The organism is Methylocapsa acidiphila B2 (assembly GCF_000427445.1).
GTDB classification, from domain to species: Bacteria; Pseudomonadota; Alphaproteobacteria; order Rhizobiales; family Beijerinckiaceae; genus Methylocapsa; species Methylocapsa acidiphila.
The window spans coordinates 119631-136015 of the sequence record NZ_KE386496.1; the positions used below are offsets into that span (position 1 = coordinate 119631).

16 protein-coding genes are annotated in these 16385 nt (G+C 61.3%); 5 read left to right on the plus strand and 11 right to left on the minus strand.

Features of this window, described 5'->3' with window-relative positions; translation table 11 throughout:
- Positions 1-37 precede the first annotated feature (37 nt).
- From METAC_RS0101660 to METAC_RS26215, 7 genes are all read right to left on the minus strand, one after another.
- On the minus strand, positions 38-607 hold the full coding sequence (locus METAC_RS0101660; protein WP_026605701.1) for a rhodanese-like domain-containing protein: 570 nt from the start codon (positions 605-607) through the stop codon (positions 38-40).
- Between the two features lies 1 nt (position 608).
- A complete protein-coding gene (locus tag METAC_RS0101665) occupies positions 609-1409 on the minus strand; it encodes a quinoprotein dehydrogenase-associated SoxYZ-like carrier (RefSeq protein ID WP_026605702.1) in 801 nt (266 codons plus the stop codon).
- 25 nt (positions 1410-1434) lie between these two features.
- Positions 1435-2385, minus strand: a complete 951-nt coding sequence (locus METAC_RS0101670) for a quinoprotein relay system zinc metallohydrolase 2 (RefSeq protein WP_026605703.1) — start codon at positions 2383-2385, stop codon at positions 1435-1437.
- Between the two features lie 132 nt (positions 2386-2517).
- Positions 2518-3429 carry an ADP-ribosyl-[dinitrogen reductase] hydrolase gene (gene draG, locus METAC_RS0101675; protein WP_026605704.1) on the minus strand — a complete coding sequence of 304 codons (912 nt, stop codon included), beginning with the start codon at positions 3427-3429 and terminating at the stop codon, positions 2518-2520.
- A gap of 14 nt (positions 3430-3443) precedes the next feature.
- On the minus strand, positions 3444-4262 hold the full coding sequence (locus tag METAC_RS0101680; protein WP_026605705.1) for an NAD(+)--dinitrogen-reductase ADP-D-ribosyltransferase: 819 nt from the start codon (positions 4260-4262) through the stop codon (positions 3444-3446).
- A gap of 118 nt (positions 4263-4380) precedes the next feature.
- The gene (locus tag METAC_RS0101685; RefSeq protein WP_026605706.1) at positions 4381-5970 is read right to left on the minus strand and encodes an alpha-amylase family glycosyl hydrolase; all 1590 of its coding nucleotides are present in this window, start codon (positions 5968-5970) and stop codon (positions 4381-4383) included.
- Between the two features lie 160 nt (positions 5971-6130).
- Entirely contained in the window at positions 6131-6448 is a 318-nt protein-coding gene (locus METAC_RS26215) for a hypothetical protein (protein ID WP_156898070.1), read from the minus strand.
- Positions 6449-6569: 121 nt separating this feature from the next.
- Here METAC_RS26215 and METAC_RS0101695 point away from each other — a divergent pair, with 121 nt between their 5' ends.
- From METAC_RS0101695 to METAC_RS21860, 4 genes are all read left to right on the plus strand, one after another.
- The gene (locus METAC_RS0101695; protein WP_156898071.1) at positions 6570-6863 is read left to right on the plus strand and encodes a hypothetical protein; all 294 of its coding nucleotides are present in this window, start codon (positions 6570-6572) and stop codon (positions 6861-6863) included.
- 734 nt (positions 6864-7597) lie between these two features.
- Positions 7598-8146 carry a CDP-alcohol phosphatidyltransferase family protein gene (locus METAC_RS0101705; protein ID WP_026605709.1) on the plus strand — a complete coding sequence of 183 codons (549 nt, stop codon included), beginning with the start codon at positions 7598-7600 and terminating at the stop codon, positions 8144-8146.
- Positions 8147-8385: 239 nt separating this feature from the next.
- Positions 8386-9534: an AI-2E family transporter gene (locus METAC_RS0101710; RefSeq protein ID WP_026605710.1), complete on the plus strand. Its 1149-nt coding sequence runs from the start codon at positions 8386-8388 to the stop codon at positions 9532-9534.
- Between the two features lies 1 nt (position 9535).
- Positions 9536-10330 carry a P-loop NTPase family protein gene (locus tag METAC_RS21860; protein ID WP_051335300.1) on the plus strand — a complete coding sequence of 265 codons (795 nt, stop codon included), beginning with the start codon at positions 9536-9538 and terminating at the stop codon, positions 10328-10330.
- Here METAC_RS21860 and METAC_RS0101720 read toward each other — a convergent pair.
- Complete coding sequence (locus METAC_RS0101720; RefSeq protein WP_156898072.1) at positions 10315-10884, minus strand: hypothetical protein; 570 nt, start codon at positions 10882-10884, stop codon at positions 10315-10317. The genes METAC_RS21860 and METAC_RS0101720 overlap by 16 nt on opposite strands.
- Before the next feature lie 176 nt (positions 10885-11060).
- Entirely contained in the window at positions 11061-11924 is an 864-nt protein-coding gene (locus METAC_RS0101725; RefSeq protein WP_051335301.1) for an EcsC family protein, read from the minus strand.
- Between the two features lie 451 nt (positions 11925-12375).
- On the opposite strand from METAC_RS0101725, the gene METAC_RS21865 reads away from it, so the two are divergent.
- Positions 12376-13086 carry a transglutaminase-like cysteine peptidase gene (locus METAC_RS21865; protein ID WP_051335302.1) on the plus strand — a complete coding sequence of 237 codons (711 nt, stop codon included), beginning with the start codon at positions 12376-12378 and terminating at the stop codon, positions 13084-13086.
- On the opposite strand, the gene METAC_RS0101740 is transcribed toward METAC_RS21865, so the two are convergent.
- Together METAC_RS0101740 and METAC_RS0101745 are read right to left on the minus strand one after the other, a co-directional pair.
- Positions 13055-13585, minus strand: a complete 531-nt coding sequence (locus METAC_RS0101740; RefSeq protein ID WP_026605713.1) for a 4'-phosphopantetheinyl transferase family protein — start codon at positions 13583-13585, stop codon at positions 13055-13057. The genes METAC_RS21865 and METAC_RS0101740 overlap by 32 nt on opposite strands.
- A gap of 134 nt (positions 13586-13719) precedes the next feature.
- The gene (locus METAC_RS0101745) at positions 13720-16140 is read right to left on the minus strand and encodes a TonB-dependent receptor (RefSeq protein ID WP_026605714.1); all 2421 of its coding nucleotides are present in this window, start codon (positions 16138-16140) and stop codon (positions 13720-13722) included.
- Positions 16141-16385: the final 245 nt, after the last annotated feature.

Consider the following 16385-nt stretch of genomic DNA (forward strand, 5'->3'; position numbering starts at 1 on the left):
GCGCCATTGGCGGCTTTTGCCGAAACGGTTCGCCGTCCTATCGCGCCGTTGGTTGCGGCAGGATTTCGGCCGGGGGCGATTCTACGAGATCGCGGCCAGAATCCCGCCAAGCCTCGGGGCCGTCCGGATACCAATAGACATTGTGATAGCCGAAGCTGAGGGCGCGCTTCGCGGCGTTCCAGCTCGCCCAGCAATTTTGATGGCAGTAGAAAACGAGCGGATGTTGGAAATCGCCGTCGGCGAGACTTTGCAATCGGGCGCGAAACATATCGCTTGCGGCCTCGTCGAGCTGTCCCGCGCCGACGCCTGGCATCCACAGGCTTCCCGGCAGGTTTTGATGCGGCGCCGGCTTCCAGATCGAGCCGGGGGCGAGGCCGTCGGGACGGTGCGGCGGCTCGGCGGCGTCGATCAGGACGATTCCGCGGCCGCGCAGAAGCTCCGCCAAGGCGTCCACATGGATGACCTTGGCGCCCGCCAGAGTTGCGGGAACCTCGCCATGCATATGCCCGGTCCAATATCCTTGCGGCTCAGGCGTTTGCCCGACCGCGCCGCTCGCGAGCGCGAGAAGCAGCAGGCCGCCGAGGGCGCTTCGTCCTGAGAGGTTCATCTCAGCTTCCCAGCTGATCGAGGTCGAAACTCTGTTCGAAGACGGCGTTTTGGCTGTCCTGCGCCTTGATCGAAAGCTTGCCCTTCTTCGCGCCTTTGATCGCGAAGGTGAACGCCGGATCGGTGGCGAGGGAAATATCGCTTTCGAGGGACAGCACCGTTTGGCCGTCGTGGTCAATTTCTACGCTCTTCAGGAAGCGCGCTGGCGTGTAGAGCCGCGTGACTTGATCCATCTGCATCCCGTTGAAATTCGGGTGCCGGACGAGAAGTTGCGCCGCGAAAGAGGCGCCCGCGCCCGAATCTTCGGCCGGGCGAATCTTCATATGGCCGATGTCGGCCAAGGCGGCCGCATCGTAGGAGCCGGCCGGCGCCGAGCATCCGCCCGAGGCCTTGATGAAGCGATGGGTTTCGTAAAGCTCGCCGCGCGTGGTCTCCTCGATAGCGTGCATATAGGTGTAGTCGTTGATTCGGACACGCAGTTTCAGCAGGCGCGAGTCGCCCGCCGGCCCATAGGTCACATGGGCCGCGACCGGGGCCGGATTGTCGTCGATCACCAGGTAAAGGGCCTTCACGTCCGCGGGATTCTGGACAGCGATCGTCACTGGAACGAGGGCGGCGTCGAGCGCGCGATCCTGCGCGTCGAGCGTGATCTTGCCGTCGCCGTTCAGCACCTGCCGATCGCCGAACAGCGTTTGCCGCAAATCGGCCCAGCGGCCGGCCCGCGCGGTCTCGTCATCTTGCGCCGCCGCCGAACATAAGGGGAGGGCGACCGCAAGGGCGAATCCGAACCATAGCCTGTTCATGCCGAACTCCACGCGCGAGGATTGTTCACCGCCATTCGAGCTCTTTATAAGCCTCGGCGACATTGCGGCCATTGTAGTCGTCGAATAATTTCCATTTGCCGCGTTCCGATTGCGCGACGGTAGTGATCGCCGTCTCGATATCTTTTCCGCTCGCGATCGCCTGTTGCGTCTCGCGCTCCAGCACCTTCAAATATTGCTCGAGTCCAGCGGCGCCGATAGGCCATTCGACGGCGGTCGGGCCGTGGCCGGGCGCGATGCGCGCCGCGCCGATCGCCTTCAGCTTCGCAAGCTCGTCGAGCCAACCTTGCAGGCTCCCGTCCAGCGAGGGGATGCGGCCGACGAACACCAGATCCGCCGTCAGCAGCACGCCGGTTTTCTTGTCGAGCAGGCTCAGGTCGCTCATCGTATGGGCGGCCGGATGCGCGCTCGCCACGATCACGCGGCCGCCGAGATTGATCTCGGCCTTTTCCCGCACTTCCATTGTCGGCGCGACCGGCGCGCCCACCCGTTTGGCGCCGAGCAGCTCGGCGAGGCCCTTGGCGTAATAGTCGCCGCGCTGGGCGAGCTGCTCGGCGAGCCGCGCATGGCCGACGAAAATCGGCTCGTCGCGTCGGAACGCGCCGGCCCCGAAAATATGGTCGGGATGGACATGGCTCATCACGACATATTTGATTGGGAGATCAGTCTTTTGCTTGATCGTCGCGCGCAGATTCTCGCCATCGGCGAGGCTCCCGCCCGGATCGGCCACGAGAACGGCGTCGCGGCCTATGATGAAGCCTACGTTGGCGATCGCGTCTTCATTCTCCGTCGTGGCGTCTTCGTCGAATCCCCGACGAATATGAACGCCTTCGGCGATTTCATCGGTCGGGAAAGGGCCGGGGCTCGCGATCGCGCGCCTCGCCGCCGGGAGGCAGCAAAGGCAAAGTCCGCCGGCGAGAAAGCGACGTCTGGTCGTCGCCAAGGCTCCGGTCGTCAAGTCGGCGCGCCGACAAAGATCGGGCGCGGGTCAATCCGCGAGTTGCGCCTATCGACCGACAAAGGCGTCCTCCTTGTTGCGCGCGATCTGACGTCGCCTTGTCTGTTCAGTTAATCACGCGGATTTTCTCTGTCAAATGACTGAGGGATCGAAGGCGGCTCTGTGACGCGTCGCGAGCGCGAGCAATTGCGGAACTTGCTCGCGGATCTCCGAGGCCGCCTTACGGTCGAGCTTGCCGAGCCAGTCTTGCGGGATGGCGTCGCGCCCGTAAGTGGCGCCGGCCAGCATGCCGACCAGGGCCCCCGTGGTGTCGGCGTCGCCGCCTTGGTTCACGGTCTCAATAAGGCATTCGGAAAAGGATGCGGTCGCGAAATAGAAATGGAGCACGGTTTGAATCGTGTCGACGACATAGGCGGTGGATAGACCGCGATAGGGGTCGAAGCGGAGCGCCGGATGCGCGCGAAGCAAAACATCGACCACGGCGCGCGCGGCGATCGGGCCGCCGCCGACAAGGAGCGCCTGCACCATATGGACGAGCGCAAGGGCGACGGCATCGGACAAGGGATGATGATGGGTGATGTGGCATTGGCCAATCGTCCATTCCTTGGCGTTGGCGCCATTGCCGAGCGTCGCCAGCGCGACCGGCAGGACGCGCATGGCCGCGCCATTGCCGGCGTCGGCTTCATTCGGCGGCCCCGCCAACTCGCCTTGCGTGATGTAGCGACGAATGCCGCGCCTGCAGGTATTGCCGACGTCGACCGGCCCCGACCGCAGCCAGGCGGCGAATTCCTCGCAAATATCGCGGGCGTCGAAGCCGTCTCGCCGAATCAGCGAGCGGCCAAGCGCGAGAGACATTTCGGTGTCGTCGGTGACTTGCCCTGGCGCGAGGCGGAGCCAGCCGCCGCCGATGATCTTTTTATGCCGGCCGTGCCGTTCGACGATCTCGCCGGGGGTGAGGAACTCGACCGTCGCGCCGAGGGCGTCGCCGACGGCCAGGCCGAGAAAAGCCGCGAGCGCTCGATCCTCGATCTCTGGGGAAAGCATTGTCGCGTCCGCTTTCAAAGGCTGCTCGCCGTGACGCGATAATCGCCGCCGATAACGAGATATTCGGCCTCGCCGTTCAGCGCGTGCATAGACAGCAGCGTGTTGAAAAAGACGAGCTTCTCGAAGGGCACGCGCGCGGTCAGGATCGTGTCGCCGAAGCAGCCCGCGACGTCGCGATCGGCCGAGAAGGAAGCGAGATTATTGAGCCGCATGATCACCGTTTGCTTGTCGCATCGTTCCTGAATCTGATGCTCGTCGAAGGAATTGACTCCGCGATAGAGCGTGACATGGGTCTCGTTCGGCGCAACGAGGCGTTTCAACGCCCATTGGCAGAATTCATAGACGAGATCGAGCTGGGCGTAGATGGCGTTGTTGTGGAAGCGGCTCGACATTTTCTCTTCCACATAGCTCGTCCAATCGCCGCTGGCGATGCGGCGGATCGGCCCTTTGTGATAGGTCGGAAATATGCCGAACCGGCTTTCGACCCAGCCTTTGAAAACCGCGCCTTCCGGCCCGTTGCTGTCATAGCCCCAGCCCTTGATCAAGCGAAGGAAGGAGGACCGATAGCGTCTGCGGCCCGAGGGGGCGCGGCCGAGTTCCTCTCGCTGTTCCGGGTCGAGGCCGAACATGGCGTTCATATAGCAGATGAAGGCGTGGCCGGCGTCGTCCAAATCGTCGGCCTGGCCGAGCATCTCGAACAGCTGCCCATTCATCTGGCGCACCGCGGCGATGCTGAGCGGCATGGGCTGATCGTTGAAGTCGCAGCTCGCCAGAAATTCCGTGGGCAGTCCGACGAGATTCGTTGAATGGCCGACGGCGCCGTCTTTCTTCATTCTTTTATCCGCATCGGGTCAAAGTTTTATGTAGCAAAAATGACGCTGCCCACGCCAGCAAGAGTTTTGTCGCGAGGATGATAAGGCCGCGCTCGAGCAAGCCGGGAGGAGGATCCGCTCACGGCGGCGCAAAAATGACGCCTTCATCGGGGCGCAGGCGCAAGCTCGACCCCACCGATTCGCCTTTGCGGTCGCCATGGGTCGAGAGGGCGATTTCGAGGCCAGAAAGCTCGGCGGGAAGCGCCCAGTCTTGCGCGGCCTCGCCGAAATTGAGAGCGACGAATAGGCGCTCATCGCCTTCGCGCCGTTCATAGATCAGCAAATCCTCGTTGGAGTCGATGAGGCTCCAGGATCCCTTCGCCAGCGCCGGGCGCGCGCGACGATATTGGAGCAGAGCGCGCGTCAAAGTGAGGATGGACGTTGGATCGCCGCGCATGACCGCGACATTGCGCGTTCGATGGTCGTCGGTCAGCGGAAGCCAGGGCTCATGCGTCGAGAAACCGGCGAGATTGCTCGCATCCCACTGCATTGGCGTGCGCGCAGGGTCGCGCCCGACGCCGAGGCCCGGCTCGCGCTTCGCCCAGGGGTCGCGGATTTGCTCTGGAGCGATCGTGACGACGCCAATGCCGATCTCGTCGCCATAATAGAGCGTCGGCGTGCCGCGTAAGGTCAGGAGCAGCATGACGGCCATGCGGGCCTGCGCTTGCCCGACCCGCGCCGCGATGCGGGCGCGGTCATGATTGCCCAAAACCCAGTTTGGCCAGGCGCCTTCGGGCAGGGCGGCTTCGTAGCTTTGGATGAGCGCGGCGACCTGAGGCGCGCGCCAGGGCGTTTGCAGCAAGTGGAAATTGAACGGCAGATGCACGCCTTTCAGGCCCTCGCCATAATAAGCGACGAGCCTGTCGATCGGCAGATAAATCTCGCCGATCAACACGCGATCGTCGAACTCGTCGACGACCCGGCGTAGCCCAGCGATGATTTGTTGCACCTCGGGTTGGTCGGCTGAATAGGCTTGCGCCAGCCGTTCGAGCTCGGGTTGGTCGGGAGTCCAGGCGGGATTTGGTGGGTTGTCGCGAAGAGCGGCGTCTTTCATGAGATGCCAGATCACGTCGACGCGGAACCCGTCGACGCCGCGCGCCAGCCAGAAGCGCATGACGTCATGCATCGCCGCGCGGACTTGGCGGTTGCGCCAGTTCAGATCCGGTTGCTCGGCGAGAAAGGCGTGATGATAATATTGGCCGGTGTCTCGGTCCAAGGTCCACGCGCCGCCGCCGAAATTGCTGATCCAATTATTCGGCGGTCCGCCGCCGGGCGCTGGATCACGCCAAATATACCAATCGCGCTTGGGGTCCGCGCGAGAGCGCCGGCTCTCCTGAAACCAAGGATGCTCGATCGAGCTGTGGTTCGGAACGAAATCGACGATGACCTTCAGGCGCCGCTCATGCGCCTCGGCGACGAGCCGGTCGAATTTCTCGAGCGAGCCGAAGATCGGATCGACGTTGCAATAATCGGCGACGTCATAGCCGAAATCGGCCATGGGCGAGGGATAAAAAGGCGATACCCATAGGGCGTCGATCCCGAGCCAGGTCAAATAATCAAGCTGGCGCCGCAAGCCCGCGAGATCGCCGATTCCATCGTCGTTCGAATCCTGAAACGAACGCGGATAGATCTGATAGATAACCCCGTTGCGCCACCATTCACCAGACACTGAGTCATTCCCGGGCGAGGGCGCCTCGATTGCCAGAGACCTTGCGAGAGGGGTTCGAGACCGTTCGCCGCGTTCGCAAAGAGACTCGTGAACGCTTGTCAAAGGAAAGTGATTTCTCGCTTTCTAGGTTTCCAGACGAAATCATTTCATAAACGCGGCTTTAGGAGATCAACTTTATTTGAGCAGGCTGGGGCGCGAGTTGCGCTTGCGGACGTCCTATGCGAAATTGCATCGAAATTTGAGGAAACCGCCCGCCAAACGGGAGTTTGGCGTTCTCGTATCCGCTGCGGTTGGTAAGCGTCCATCGCTTTTTACCGCATGTTGGAAATTCACGACGCATGCTATGCGCCTGCGCCTTTTCGGCATTGGCGCGCATATTGCCTGCAACGATCCACACTGACGGCATGTCTTCTTGCCGCTTCCGAGACGGCGCCGTGCGCGCCTGGACTTTTTCGGCGAGCCGGACGCCGGTCCCCAATGACGCCGCCTCCCGAACCTGCTGCTCGCATGGACAATTGATTTCCGCTGCGCGGACGTTTTCGCCTGCGCAAACGAATAGCCAACGACAACCCTCACAACATGGAAGAGGAAACGATAACATGAAAATACGCGCCTTGATGATTGCCGGCTTGATGATTGCGACGATCGCTGGTCCGAGCATTGCCTTTGAACAATCTGCTGCGTCCAATGCGGCCGCGCTGTCCACGCTGCGCGGCGCCCAGGGCGACAGCCTCTTCCAGACCATCAGCTGCAATCCCAATGATGAGGACAAGCAGGCCTATTGCATGAGAAAATGCGAGGAGGAGATGGTCGATAGCAGCGAGCAATATCACGTCACGAAGGAAGAAGCTGAGGCGAGGAACAAGGCCTGCCAGACGAAGTGCGGCTGCTAAAGAGCGTTCCGACCGGATCGACGCATTCGGTCGCCTTAGAACCGCTTCTGCTTGGAAATTCCGAGCCTATTCAGTTCGATCAGATGGATTCAATCTGATCGAACTTACTCGCGTGCCGGTCACGCGCGCATGCGCCGTCTCTGTTGCGACGGCGACCGTTCTCGTCGCATCGGGTCCGACGCATCGCGTCGCCTCGGCGCGCGAGCAATGAAGTCGTTCGACCAAACCATCTTAATTGACGCCCGATGGATTTAAGGCTGCGCTTGGTTTGAGCTTCAGCTATGGACGTCAGCCGCGGGCGGGACGATTTTGATCCCCTTATTGGACGCGAGCCGCTTTAATCGCTCGCCCATCGGATATGAAAATCGACGACGCGTTTAAGTGCGCCCGAACCGCGCCATGAAAAGGCTCGGGTCCGGATGCTCGCGGCGAACGGTCCGGCCGGCTTGTCGTTTAGCGTCCTTCCATCCTGGTAAAGCTTCGCCGATCCCTTGGACGACTCACGCGCGGATCATCGGATCAGACGCCGCGTCTTGCCGGAGCGCGACGTTGATTGGCGCAGGGCTGAATTCGGTGTGGCGACAGGATCCGCCAGCGCCGACTGAGCATCAAGCTTGAACCTGGCGGTTTTACGTTTGCTTCCTATGCGTCCTGCCATTGGGAACGCCGCGCGCGATAGCACATTGTATACGATCGAGGCGAGCGATGGGGCTCTTTCAGCAGGGCGAAACGGCATGACTATTTCGCTTTACCGTAGTTTGCCCAATTTCATCACGGTCGGGCGTCTGGCCTTGGTTCCAGCGATAATCGCCGCCATATCCGCCGAGCGCTGGCGGGCGGCCTGCCTCCTCTTCGTCGTCGCGGGCCTATCGGACGCGGCTGACGGCTGGATCGCGAAGAGTTTCGATCTGCGGAGCGAGCTCGGCGCTTATCTCGATCCTCTCGCTGATAAAGCGCTGATCGTCTCGATCTATGTCGCGCTCGCCATCGTCGGCGCGGTGCCGGCGACGATCAGCATTCTCGTCGTCGCAAGGGATGTGATGATCGTAGGCGCCTTCATGGTCTCGTGGTTTCTGCACAAGCCGATGGCGGTCAGGCCGCTCTTGATCTCGAAGCTGAACACTTTAGTCCAACTCGGCTGCGCCGCTATGGTGCTCGCTGTGAAAGCCTTCGATTTCCCAGTTGGGAGCTGGTTCGAGATTTCGCTCTTCGCCGTCGCCTTTCTCACGATCGCGTCGATGGCCGCTTATTTCGAGCAATGGATGAAACACATGAGCGTTTGAGTCCGGCGCGCTATGGTTCTGGACGTCGCCCACCAACGCATCGTGATCTAGGAAGGGATTTCGCGGCGCAAAAATTCGCTGTGCGGCGCGGCTACGAGGCGTATTGCCGGCGTTTTTTTGCTATGACAAAAGCTGGCGATCGGACGGGCGGACAGCCGAGAGCCTCGATGCGGAGTCCCTTCGGCCCGAAAGAGCGGGCCGCTCCAAGCGCGCCGCAATCGCGAGGCGAGGCGACGAAGATGCGGATCGAATGGCAGATCGGCTTCTGGGCCGTCGTTCTCTTGATCGTCATCATCTTTCTTTGGCTGTTCAGTGGCGTGCTTTTGCCTTTCGCCGCGGCGGTCGCGCTCGGCTATCTTCTGAATCCGGTCGCCGACAGGCTCGAGCGGCTCGGCATGAGCCGGCTCGCCGCGACATTGCTCATCATGGTGGCCTTTGTCTTGATCTTGGCCGCGTGCTTTGTCCTGATCGTGCCGATTCTCGGGCGCCAGCTCGTCGCCTTCATCGAGGCCTTGCCATCCTATGTCCTCAAGCTCGAGCAATTGATCAGCTACGAGAGCGAACGCTTCAGCCGCGAATATGGCGGCGCGTTGCTGGCCCGCTTCGGGCTTGATGCGCAAGCCGCGTCGGAAATCAGGACGTCCACGACGGATCTCGTCGTCCAGGCCGCGCAATGGGCGGCGTCCTTCCTGAAATCGGTCTGGACCAATGGCGCCGCGCTGATCAGCGTGATCTCGCTGATCATCGTCACGCCGGTCGTCGCCTTTTATATGTTGCTCGACTGGGAGAAGATGATCTCGACGATCGACAGTCTCGTGCCGCTTCGCTATCGCGACACGGTGCGGGAACTCGCGCGGGAGATCGACGCCGCGATGGCGGGCTTCCTGCGCGGGCAATCTCTCGTCTGCCTTTTTCTGGGCGCATGGTACGGCCTCGGCCTCTCGCTGATCGGCCTGAATTTTGGGCTGCTCATCGGCCTCACCGCCGGGCTGTTGAGCTTCATTCCTTATGTCGGCTCGCTGACTGCGCTGGTCCTCTCGTCTGCGGTCGCCATCGTGCAGGACTGGCCGCAGTGGAAGCTGCTCGTTCTCGCGCTCATGGTCTTTCTCACAGGCCAATTTCTCGAGGGCAACATCCTGTCGCCCAAGCTCGTCGGCGATTCCGTCGGTCTGCATCCGGTGTGGCTGATTTTCGCCCTTCTCGCGTTCGGCAGCCTGTTCGGCTTCACCGGCCTCATCACGGCGGTGCCGCTCGCCGCCGCGACGGGAGTGGTTCTGCGTTTCGCCGTCAAACGCTATCGGGAGAGTGCAATCTTCACCGAATTGCCGTCTGGATCGCCGAAAATTTTCCTGGAAGCGACGGTGCTCAAACCGGAAAAGGATCGCTGAGATGGCCGGCGGGGCGGGTGGCGACCCTGTGTCGCCCGGCCGCCAGCTAACGCTGGATCTTGCCGCCGCGCCGGGATTCGGGCGCGAGGATTTTTTCATTTCAGGCTCGAACGAGAGCGCCTATGCGATGGTCGAGCTTTGGCCGAACTGGCCTGACGCCATGTTGCTCGTCCTCGCCCCGGCGGGCGCCGGGAAGAGCCATCTCGGCGCGATCTGGGCCGCGAGGGCCGAAGCGCGGATCTTGTCGGCCGCCGAGCTGATGCATTCGGACAAGCAGGTTCTCGCAGCCCGGCCACTGCTCATCGAGGACGCCGATGCGATCGGCGAGGCCGAGATCGATCTGTTTCATCTGGTCAATTTGATGCGCGAGCGCGGCGCGCCTCTCGTCCTGACTGCGCGAACCCGGCCAGACGCCTGGGGCTTGGGCGTTCCCGATCTATTGTCGCGCCTGCGTCTCGCGCCCGTGGTGGAGATCGGGACTCCTGACGATGCCTTGATGCGGGCCGTTCTCGTCAAGCTCTTCATCGACCGGCAGCTGATCGTCGACGCGAGCACTATCGAATTTGCCGCCCTCCGTCTCGAGCGGTCGCTCTATGCGGCCCGGGCCTTCGTGGCCGATCTTGATCGCGAAGCCATGTCGCGCAAAAGCCGGATCACCCGGCCTATGGTCGCCGAGGTGCTGCGCCGACATGAAGTTTCCGGCGAAAATCAAGCTTTGTCGGAAACCGAAAGCGACAGCTGCGACCAAGATGACAGCCGCAGGCGACAAACCGCCGCGCGTCAGGGGCCGACGTAGCGGATCGAGCGGCCGCGCGGATCCGTAATAAGCGTTCCCGCCGAAAGTCCGGTCTCCGCGGCTGAGCGGCCCGTCACCACATCGGACTGTCGCTGAAGCTCGCCGCCGCGTTCGGAACGGTTGGCGTCGATTTCGGCAAGCGCCGCGCGAGCGCGCTTGGAAAGGCCTTTCGTTTCATGCAAGGCTGCGAATTCGTCCGGCGTGTGGCGTTTGCCGGAATCGCCCGTGAAGATGCGGACCCCGCGATCGGTCATCACGGCGTCGCCTTCTTCCAGGCTGTCGTCTTCCATGATGCCGGAAGCGGCATGCGCGGCCGCGCGCGCCGCGCCGGAATGCCGCGCGTTCTCGACGGTCAGCCGATGATGAGGATGGTGCAGCGCAACGGTCGTTTCACGCGTGCGCTTTCGCGCATGGAAGGTCGGACGGGGATGGACGCGCGGCCTCATCGCGTAGCCTGGCGGCGGGCTTTGCTGCATCATGGGCGGCGGCGGGCTGAAGAGAAAATCGAAGAAACCGGCGTCGGCGCTGCTCGTCGACAGGCTAAGAAGAGCCACGGCCGCCAACGCCCCGCGCGCATATAAAAAAGTCTCGCGCGCATGGATGCTGAAACCAGAGAAAAACCGCCGCAAAAATCCCACGCTTGGACCTCCGTCACTTAATCGCCGTCTCGATTCGATCCAGTTCTGCTTCTATACTTCGCAGCTGCGAAATCGGGCAAGTTCCCGCCCGATCAGGCTCGCCTCAGGATTTGCTCGTATTCGGCCTGCACCACGGCCGCCCCATAGCGGCGCTCGAGCCGTAAAACCGTGAAATGTCCGCGCGCGAGGGTCTGGAAATGATCGACGAACGCGTAATTGATCGCTGCGCCGCAAAGAGCGCCGATCACCGGAGCGCTTTGGGCGGCGAGCTTTTGCGATACGACGAAACCGAAACGCGCGCCGACCTGGGTCACAAACCGCACCATTGCCGGCGAGGCCTCTTCGACCAATCCGCGCTTGGCCAGAAAGCCTGCGGCTTCGGACACGGATTTCGCGAGTATCCCACGCAGCGCGAAATAGCCGGTCTCGATGCTCGCGTCGCTCGAGCGCAGCGCCACGGGTCCCGCCTCGACTCTTCCGCCCAGGGCAAAGACCTCGAGGCAAGCGATGGCGGTTCGGGGGTGCGATAAGTCTTCCCCCTCGTTCTTGGCGATTTCGGCGATCGAGCGCAGCATGATCATCGTTGTGAAGGGCAGCTCGACCGCAAGGCCCGAGAGACCAAAGGCGCCGCCCGCAGCCCCAGCGAGGACGGCTGCGCCTTTGTGGCGCCGGCGAGAGTCCGCCGCGGGCTTCCGATCGAGACTGCGCAGCGCCACGGCGAGCGCGCTTCGGATCGCCGCCTCGGCCGACTTGTTGACGATCTCTGACACATGCGCCGGGAGGATCGAGCCGAGGATGCCGACCGGCCGACCGACCAAGGCGGTTAGGCGCATCGCCACGCTGGCGTGTTCCAGCTCCCGCACAGCGCGCTCCAGGGCGGCCAAGTCGTCGGCGGAAAGCGCCGAGTCCCGGATCCGCGCCAGCCACACGTCTTCCGCCGAGGGTGCAATGCTCACGAGGGAGCCTAAGTTCGTCACCTTCAAATCCTAGTTCTGCAAGACGTCCGGGGAGCCCTCTTCGAGGAATCGACCTACGATTGCATAATGCTGCGGAAATCTATCACCAGTGGCGCAGCCTGCTTAAATTTTGCCTCGGCGAAAAAATCTCAAATTCCATTTTCGACAAGCTTCGTGTCGTCTCATTAAACATTAAACCTCGACTGCCGTAACGCTTGCCGACGCTTTTGGTTCGCCTGCGCCCGCTTTTTCATGAATTGCGTTGCACCGATCAGGCCATTGAGCGCCGAGAGCTCATTAAGTTCAAGCGAATCCATCGCAGGACGATTAAGCGAGAAAAAAGGCCGGCGCCGCGGCGGCGCGAATCGTTAAAATCCTCAGCCTACCTTTAGCCGTTCGGCAAAGTCGCGCCGCCAAAAGCTTTCCCTAGCGAGATGCGGGAGAGCGAGACATGAAGGATCGACCGGCGAAGTCAAAGCCAATCTTTTTCGTAGAGTTTCGCGCTTTGACGCTTGCGCTAGCCTTGTTTTTTCTGATCTCCAGCATCGTCCTTCCCTCTGACGCTGAACAGGTTGAGCGCGCTCCGCCGGGCGCCTTCGCGCTTGTCGGCGCGCCCACCAGCATCCCTTATGGCTGGGCGGATTTCTGCCGTCGCTACGACGGCGAATGCGACGGCGCGCCGCTTCCGCCGCGCGATGTCGCTTTCACGCCTGATGCCGCCGAGGCGTTGGAACGCGTCAATACTTGGGTCAACGCGCATATTGAGGCGGTGTCAGACATGGAGCATTGGGGCGTTGTCGATCAATGGGATTACCCGAGCGACGGCAAAGGGGATTGCGAGGACTATGCGCTCTTGAAGCGAAAGCTTCTCATGAAAGAGGGGTTCCCGCGGCAGGCGCTTCTCATGACGGTCGTCAAGGACTTGAACAACGAGGGCCACGCGATCCTGACCGTCAAGACGGACGCCGGCGAATTCGTGCTCGACAATTTGAACAATGAGACGAAGCCTTGGGACCAAACCGGCTATCGGTTCATCAAGCGTCAATCACAAACCGACCAAAACGTCTGGGTGCAGCTCGGCGAACCGACCCCAGAGCCGGACTTCGTCTCCCGTCGAGCGCCGCCGCGCGTCACATATGGCCGACGAAGGCCAAGCGCATAAAGATCCAGAGCCCGTATCCGAAAAGGAAAAGCAAGGAGAGAAGCACCAAGCCGATGTAAAAATCCGGACGGCCCCTTTTGGATCCAGCGGGGCGTTTTGTCACGTCGGCGGACGCAGATCCTGATGCATCTTGACGAAAAGCGACGGCCGCAGCGATCGCATTATTGCTGGTGACGGAAAAGAGGCAGCCGGGATAGGCGGGCTTCTCGTCCGCATCCTGGACGATCTCAATGCGTCGCAAGTCCTCGAGCGGGCCTGTCGCCGCGCCGCATTTGACGATCGCCTTCTTGGTCGCCAAAAGCTCGCCGAACGCTTTTTTCGTCGAGGACCGCTGCATTGCGTAGGCGATTTCCGGCGGCGAGAAATTCTCATCGTAGAATTCGTGGTCGCCGTAATTCTCGGCGTCCGGCAGGTCTGCGATCGTCACGATCTCGAGTCCGATTCCGCCGGAGCAGCCGTCAGAAGCGATCAATCCATCCGATAGGGCGCTTTCCGCCACGGGCGCAGTCTCCCCCCAAACGCGCTTCTCGGGGCGTCGGCGGCCTGTCGAGCGCTTCTTAGCTATTCCCCACAAAATACCAATTTCGAAATCAAGCGCAAGCGCGGGAGAATGGCCGGCCTTGTGCGACGACGTTAAAATGTGACCTTCACCCCTGCATAAAACGAAATAGGCTGCATAGGCGTGACCGTCCGCGCGTCATTGGTGAAGGTTTGCGCGACGGCGAGCTGCGAGTTGGTGCCCGTGCTGAAATAGGTCCCATAGGTGGCGCTTCGATTGTTGAACAGATTGTTGATGAGCCCGAAGACCTGAACATTGTCATTGATCTGATAGGACGCATGCAAGTTGGCGACCCAATAGGCGGGCAATTTGGGATTGAGGTTGGAGTTGTCGCCGATAAAATATTGGCTGCCGACGATGCGGACGTCGCCGCCGAGCTTGAATTGGGGCGTGAAGGCGTAATCCGTCCCCAGCTTGATGAGATGACGAGGAATGCCCGGAATATGGTCGCCAGGCGTCACGTAGACGTTCCCATTGGCGTCGGCGTAGGGATTGTTAGGCGAGGAGAGCGTTCCGGCGAAGCGATAGGTCGCATCCACATAGGCGTAATTGGCGTAGACCATCCAATTGGCGTTGTGAAACTCGACTCCGGCCTCGACGCCCTGACGTAAGGTGCCGGGGACATTCGTGTAATATCCACGCCCAGTCAGCGTGCTGGCGACCGAGATAATGTCATTCGTGGCCTCGGTGTGGAAGTATCCAGCCTTCCAGTCGACCCGCGCGTCGCCGGGGAGCAGGGAGCTTCCGCGCAGGCCCGCCTCGACCGTGTGCGAGACGACTTGCTTAAGCGGCGGGTCGGCGACGAGCGAATTCGCAAGCAGGCAGGGACGGTTCGGATCGGCGCAATTGAGCTCGAGAGGCGTCGGCGCGCGATTGGCTTCCGAATAGCCGGCGTAGGCGGAAAGATTCGGCAGTATCTTGTAGGTGAGGCCGACGACCGGGTTGAATCTGGTGTAGCTGTTTTCGCTGTTGAGTTGGGACGCCTGGCCTGTCGTGTCGTTCGACGTGATATTGGCGACGTTGAAGCGCCCTCCGCCGGTGAGCGCGAGCTCCGGCGTTATGTTGAACGTGTCAAGCGCGAAAAGGCCGATATAGGTCGTCGTGCCTTGCAGATAGGTCGGAGCATAGCCGATTTGGCCCAGCGTTTGGATGATCGAGCCCGCGCCGGGAAACGACTCGTTGGAGTTGACGACCAGATTTGGATTGATCTCGCCGAGCGTGCTGGTGGAGCTGAAGCTGAAATTGCTGCGATCGACGCTGCCGCCGATCACGAAATAATTGTCATGATCGAAAATCTTGTCTTTGTTGGTCGCCTGGAGCGTGGCGCCTGCGGTGTTCGCATGAATGTAGGTGCGGTCGATCGTGCCGTAGACCGTGGTGTCGGAATAGGGGATCGGAGAGCCTTTTTGATTCGTGATCACGAAGGCGTTGCCATTGGTCTCGGACGGGAAATTGCTGTCATTGAGACAGAGATATCCCGCATAGTCGTTGGGCAGGCTGTTCTGCGAGCAATTCTGAATGTCGGCGTCATTGCCGTCCGTATGCTTCTGATTGAATGTGCGCAGATAGAAATTGCTGGCGATCGACCAATGTGGGATCACGTCGAATCGGCCGGTCATGGCGATGGAGCCCGCTTGGTTTTCCGTCGTTTGAGGCGAGGTGTAGACGCTTGCGTCATTTTGGGAGAGGAGCTGGACGGGCGTCGGTCCGACGACTCCCAAGCGCGACAGTGCGCCGGACGCGATGAGATGCAACTCGGCGTCCTGGGTGCGATAGCCGGCGTCGCCATAGACGCGGGCGAGCCAGGATGGTGAGAAATAGCGCCAGCCGCCATCGCGCGCGGCGTCCGCGGTGACGTACAGGCTGTAATTGTCGACCTGCTTTCCGTATTGGAAATAGCCGCTTGCTCGGCCGTAGGAGCCGCCGAGCGCTTGCGCTTCGAATCCTTGCCAGGTGAAGCCGTTCTTCATCTCGATGCTGATCGCGCCGCCAAGCGCATTGAGGCCGAAGATCGGGTTGGCCGTGAAGACCTCGGTGCGGTTGATCGCTTGCGGTGGAACGAGATCCCAGTTGACGGTGTCGCCGAAAGCTTCGTTGATGCGAATGCCGTTTTGATAGACGGCGAGGCCCTGCGGCGTGCCCTGCTGCGGCGAAGCATAGAAGCCGCGGTATTGCAGCTCCTGGGAAAAGGGATTGCCGTTGATGTCGTCGACGAAAACGCCAGGGACGCGCTGCTCCAAAGCGTCCGTCACGTTGGGAGAGCGCGTGCGCGCGAAATCCGGCGCGGTGACCGTCTGGACCAGGGCGGGGATCTTGTCGCGATCCTCGCCGCCGCCGGTGGGCAGGGGGGTCGTCGACACGACGTCGATTTCCGGCAGATTGACGACATTGGCGCTCGGCGCGTCCTGCGCCCGCGCCTCTGTTGCTTGATTGCAGAGGACGGCGCCGAGGGCGACAGCGCCGATGAGGGCAGAGTTTCGCGGTGTAGCAGGCATGAGCTCGACTCGATCATTTCTTCAACTGTGAAGTTATGGTCGAGCTTAAAGTCCGGCATCTGGCGCCACAAGTGTCATTTCGGGTACAGTTGGGAATTACTTTGCAAATTAATCAAAGATATACTTGAGAAATCCAAGGGGTGGCGGGAAAAGGTCATCATAGACATAGAAAAGTTCATCGCTGGGGCGCGCCAACGACGGTCTGCCTGCTTTGGCGCGATTTGCGCTGAGAGATCCTATGACAG

Excerpts from the sequence above, each read along its gene's own strand:
- METAC_RS0101660 (WP_026605701.1), bottom strand. The coding sequence starts at position 607 with ATGAACCTCTCAGGACGAAGCGCCCTCGGCGGCCTGCTGCTTCTCGCG.
- METAC_RS0101665 (WP_026605702.1), bottom strand. The coding sequence starts at position 1,409 with ATGAACAGGCTATGGTTCGGATTCGCCCTTGCGGTCGCCCTCCCCTTA.
- draG (WP_026605704.1), bottom strand. The coding sequence starts at position 3,429 with ATGCTTTCCCCAGAGATCGAGGATCGAGCGCTCGCGGCTTTTCTCGGC.
- METAC_RS0101680 (WP_026605705.1), bottom strand. The coding sequence starts at position 4,262 with ATGAAGAAAGACGGCGCCGTCGGCCATTCAACGAATCTCGTCGGACTG.
- METAC_RS0101695 (WP_156898071.1), top strand. The coding sequence starts at position 6,570 with ATGAAAATACGCGCCTTGATGATTGCCGGCTTGATGATTGCGACGATC.
- METAC_RS0101705 (WP_026605709.1), top strand. The coding sequence starts at position 7,598 with ATGACTATTTCGCTTTACCGTAGTTTGCCCAATTTCATCACGGTCGGG.
- METAC_RS0101710 (WP_026605710.1), top strand. The coding sequence starts at position 8,386 with ATGCGGATCGAATGGCAGATCGGCTTCTGGGCCGTCGTTCTCTTGATC.
- METAC_RS21860 (WP_051335300.1), top strand. The coding sequence starts at position 9,536 with ATGGCCGGCGGGGCGGGTGGCGACCCTGTGTCGCCCGGCCGCCAGCTA.
- METAC_RS21865 (WP_051335302.1), top strand. The coding sequence starts at position 12,376 with ATGAAGGATCGACCGGCGAAGTCAAAGCCAATCTTTTTCGTAGAGTTT.
- METAC_RS0101745 (WP_026605714.1), bottom strand. The coding sequence starts at position 16,140 with ATGCCTGCTACACCGCGAAACTCTGCCCTCATCGGCGCTGTCGCCCTC.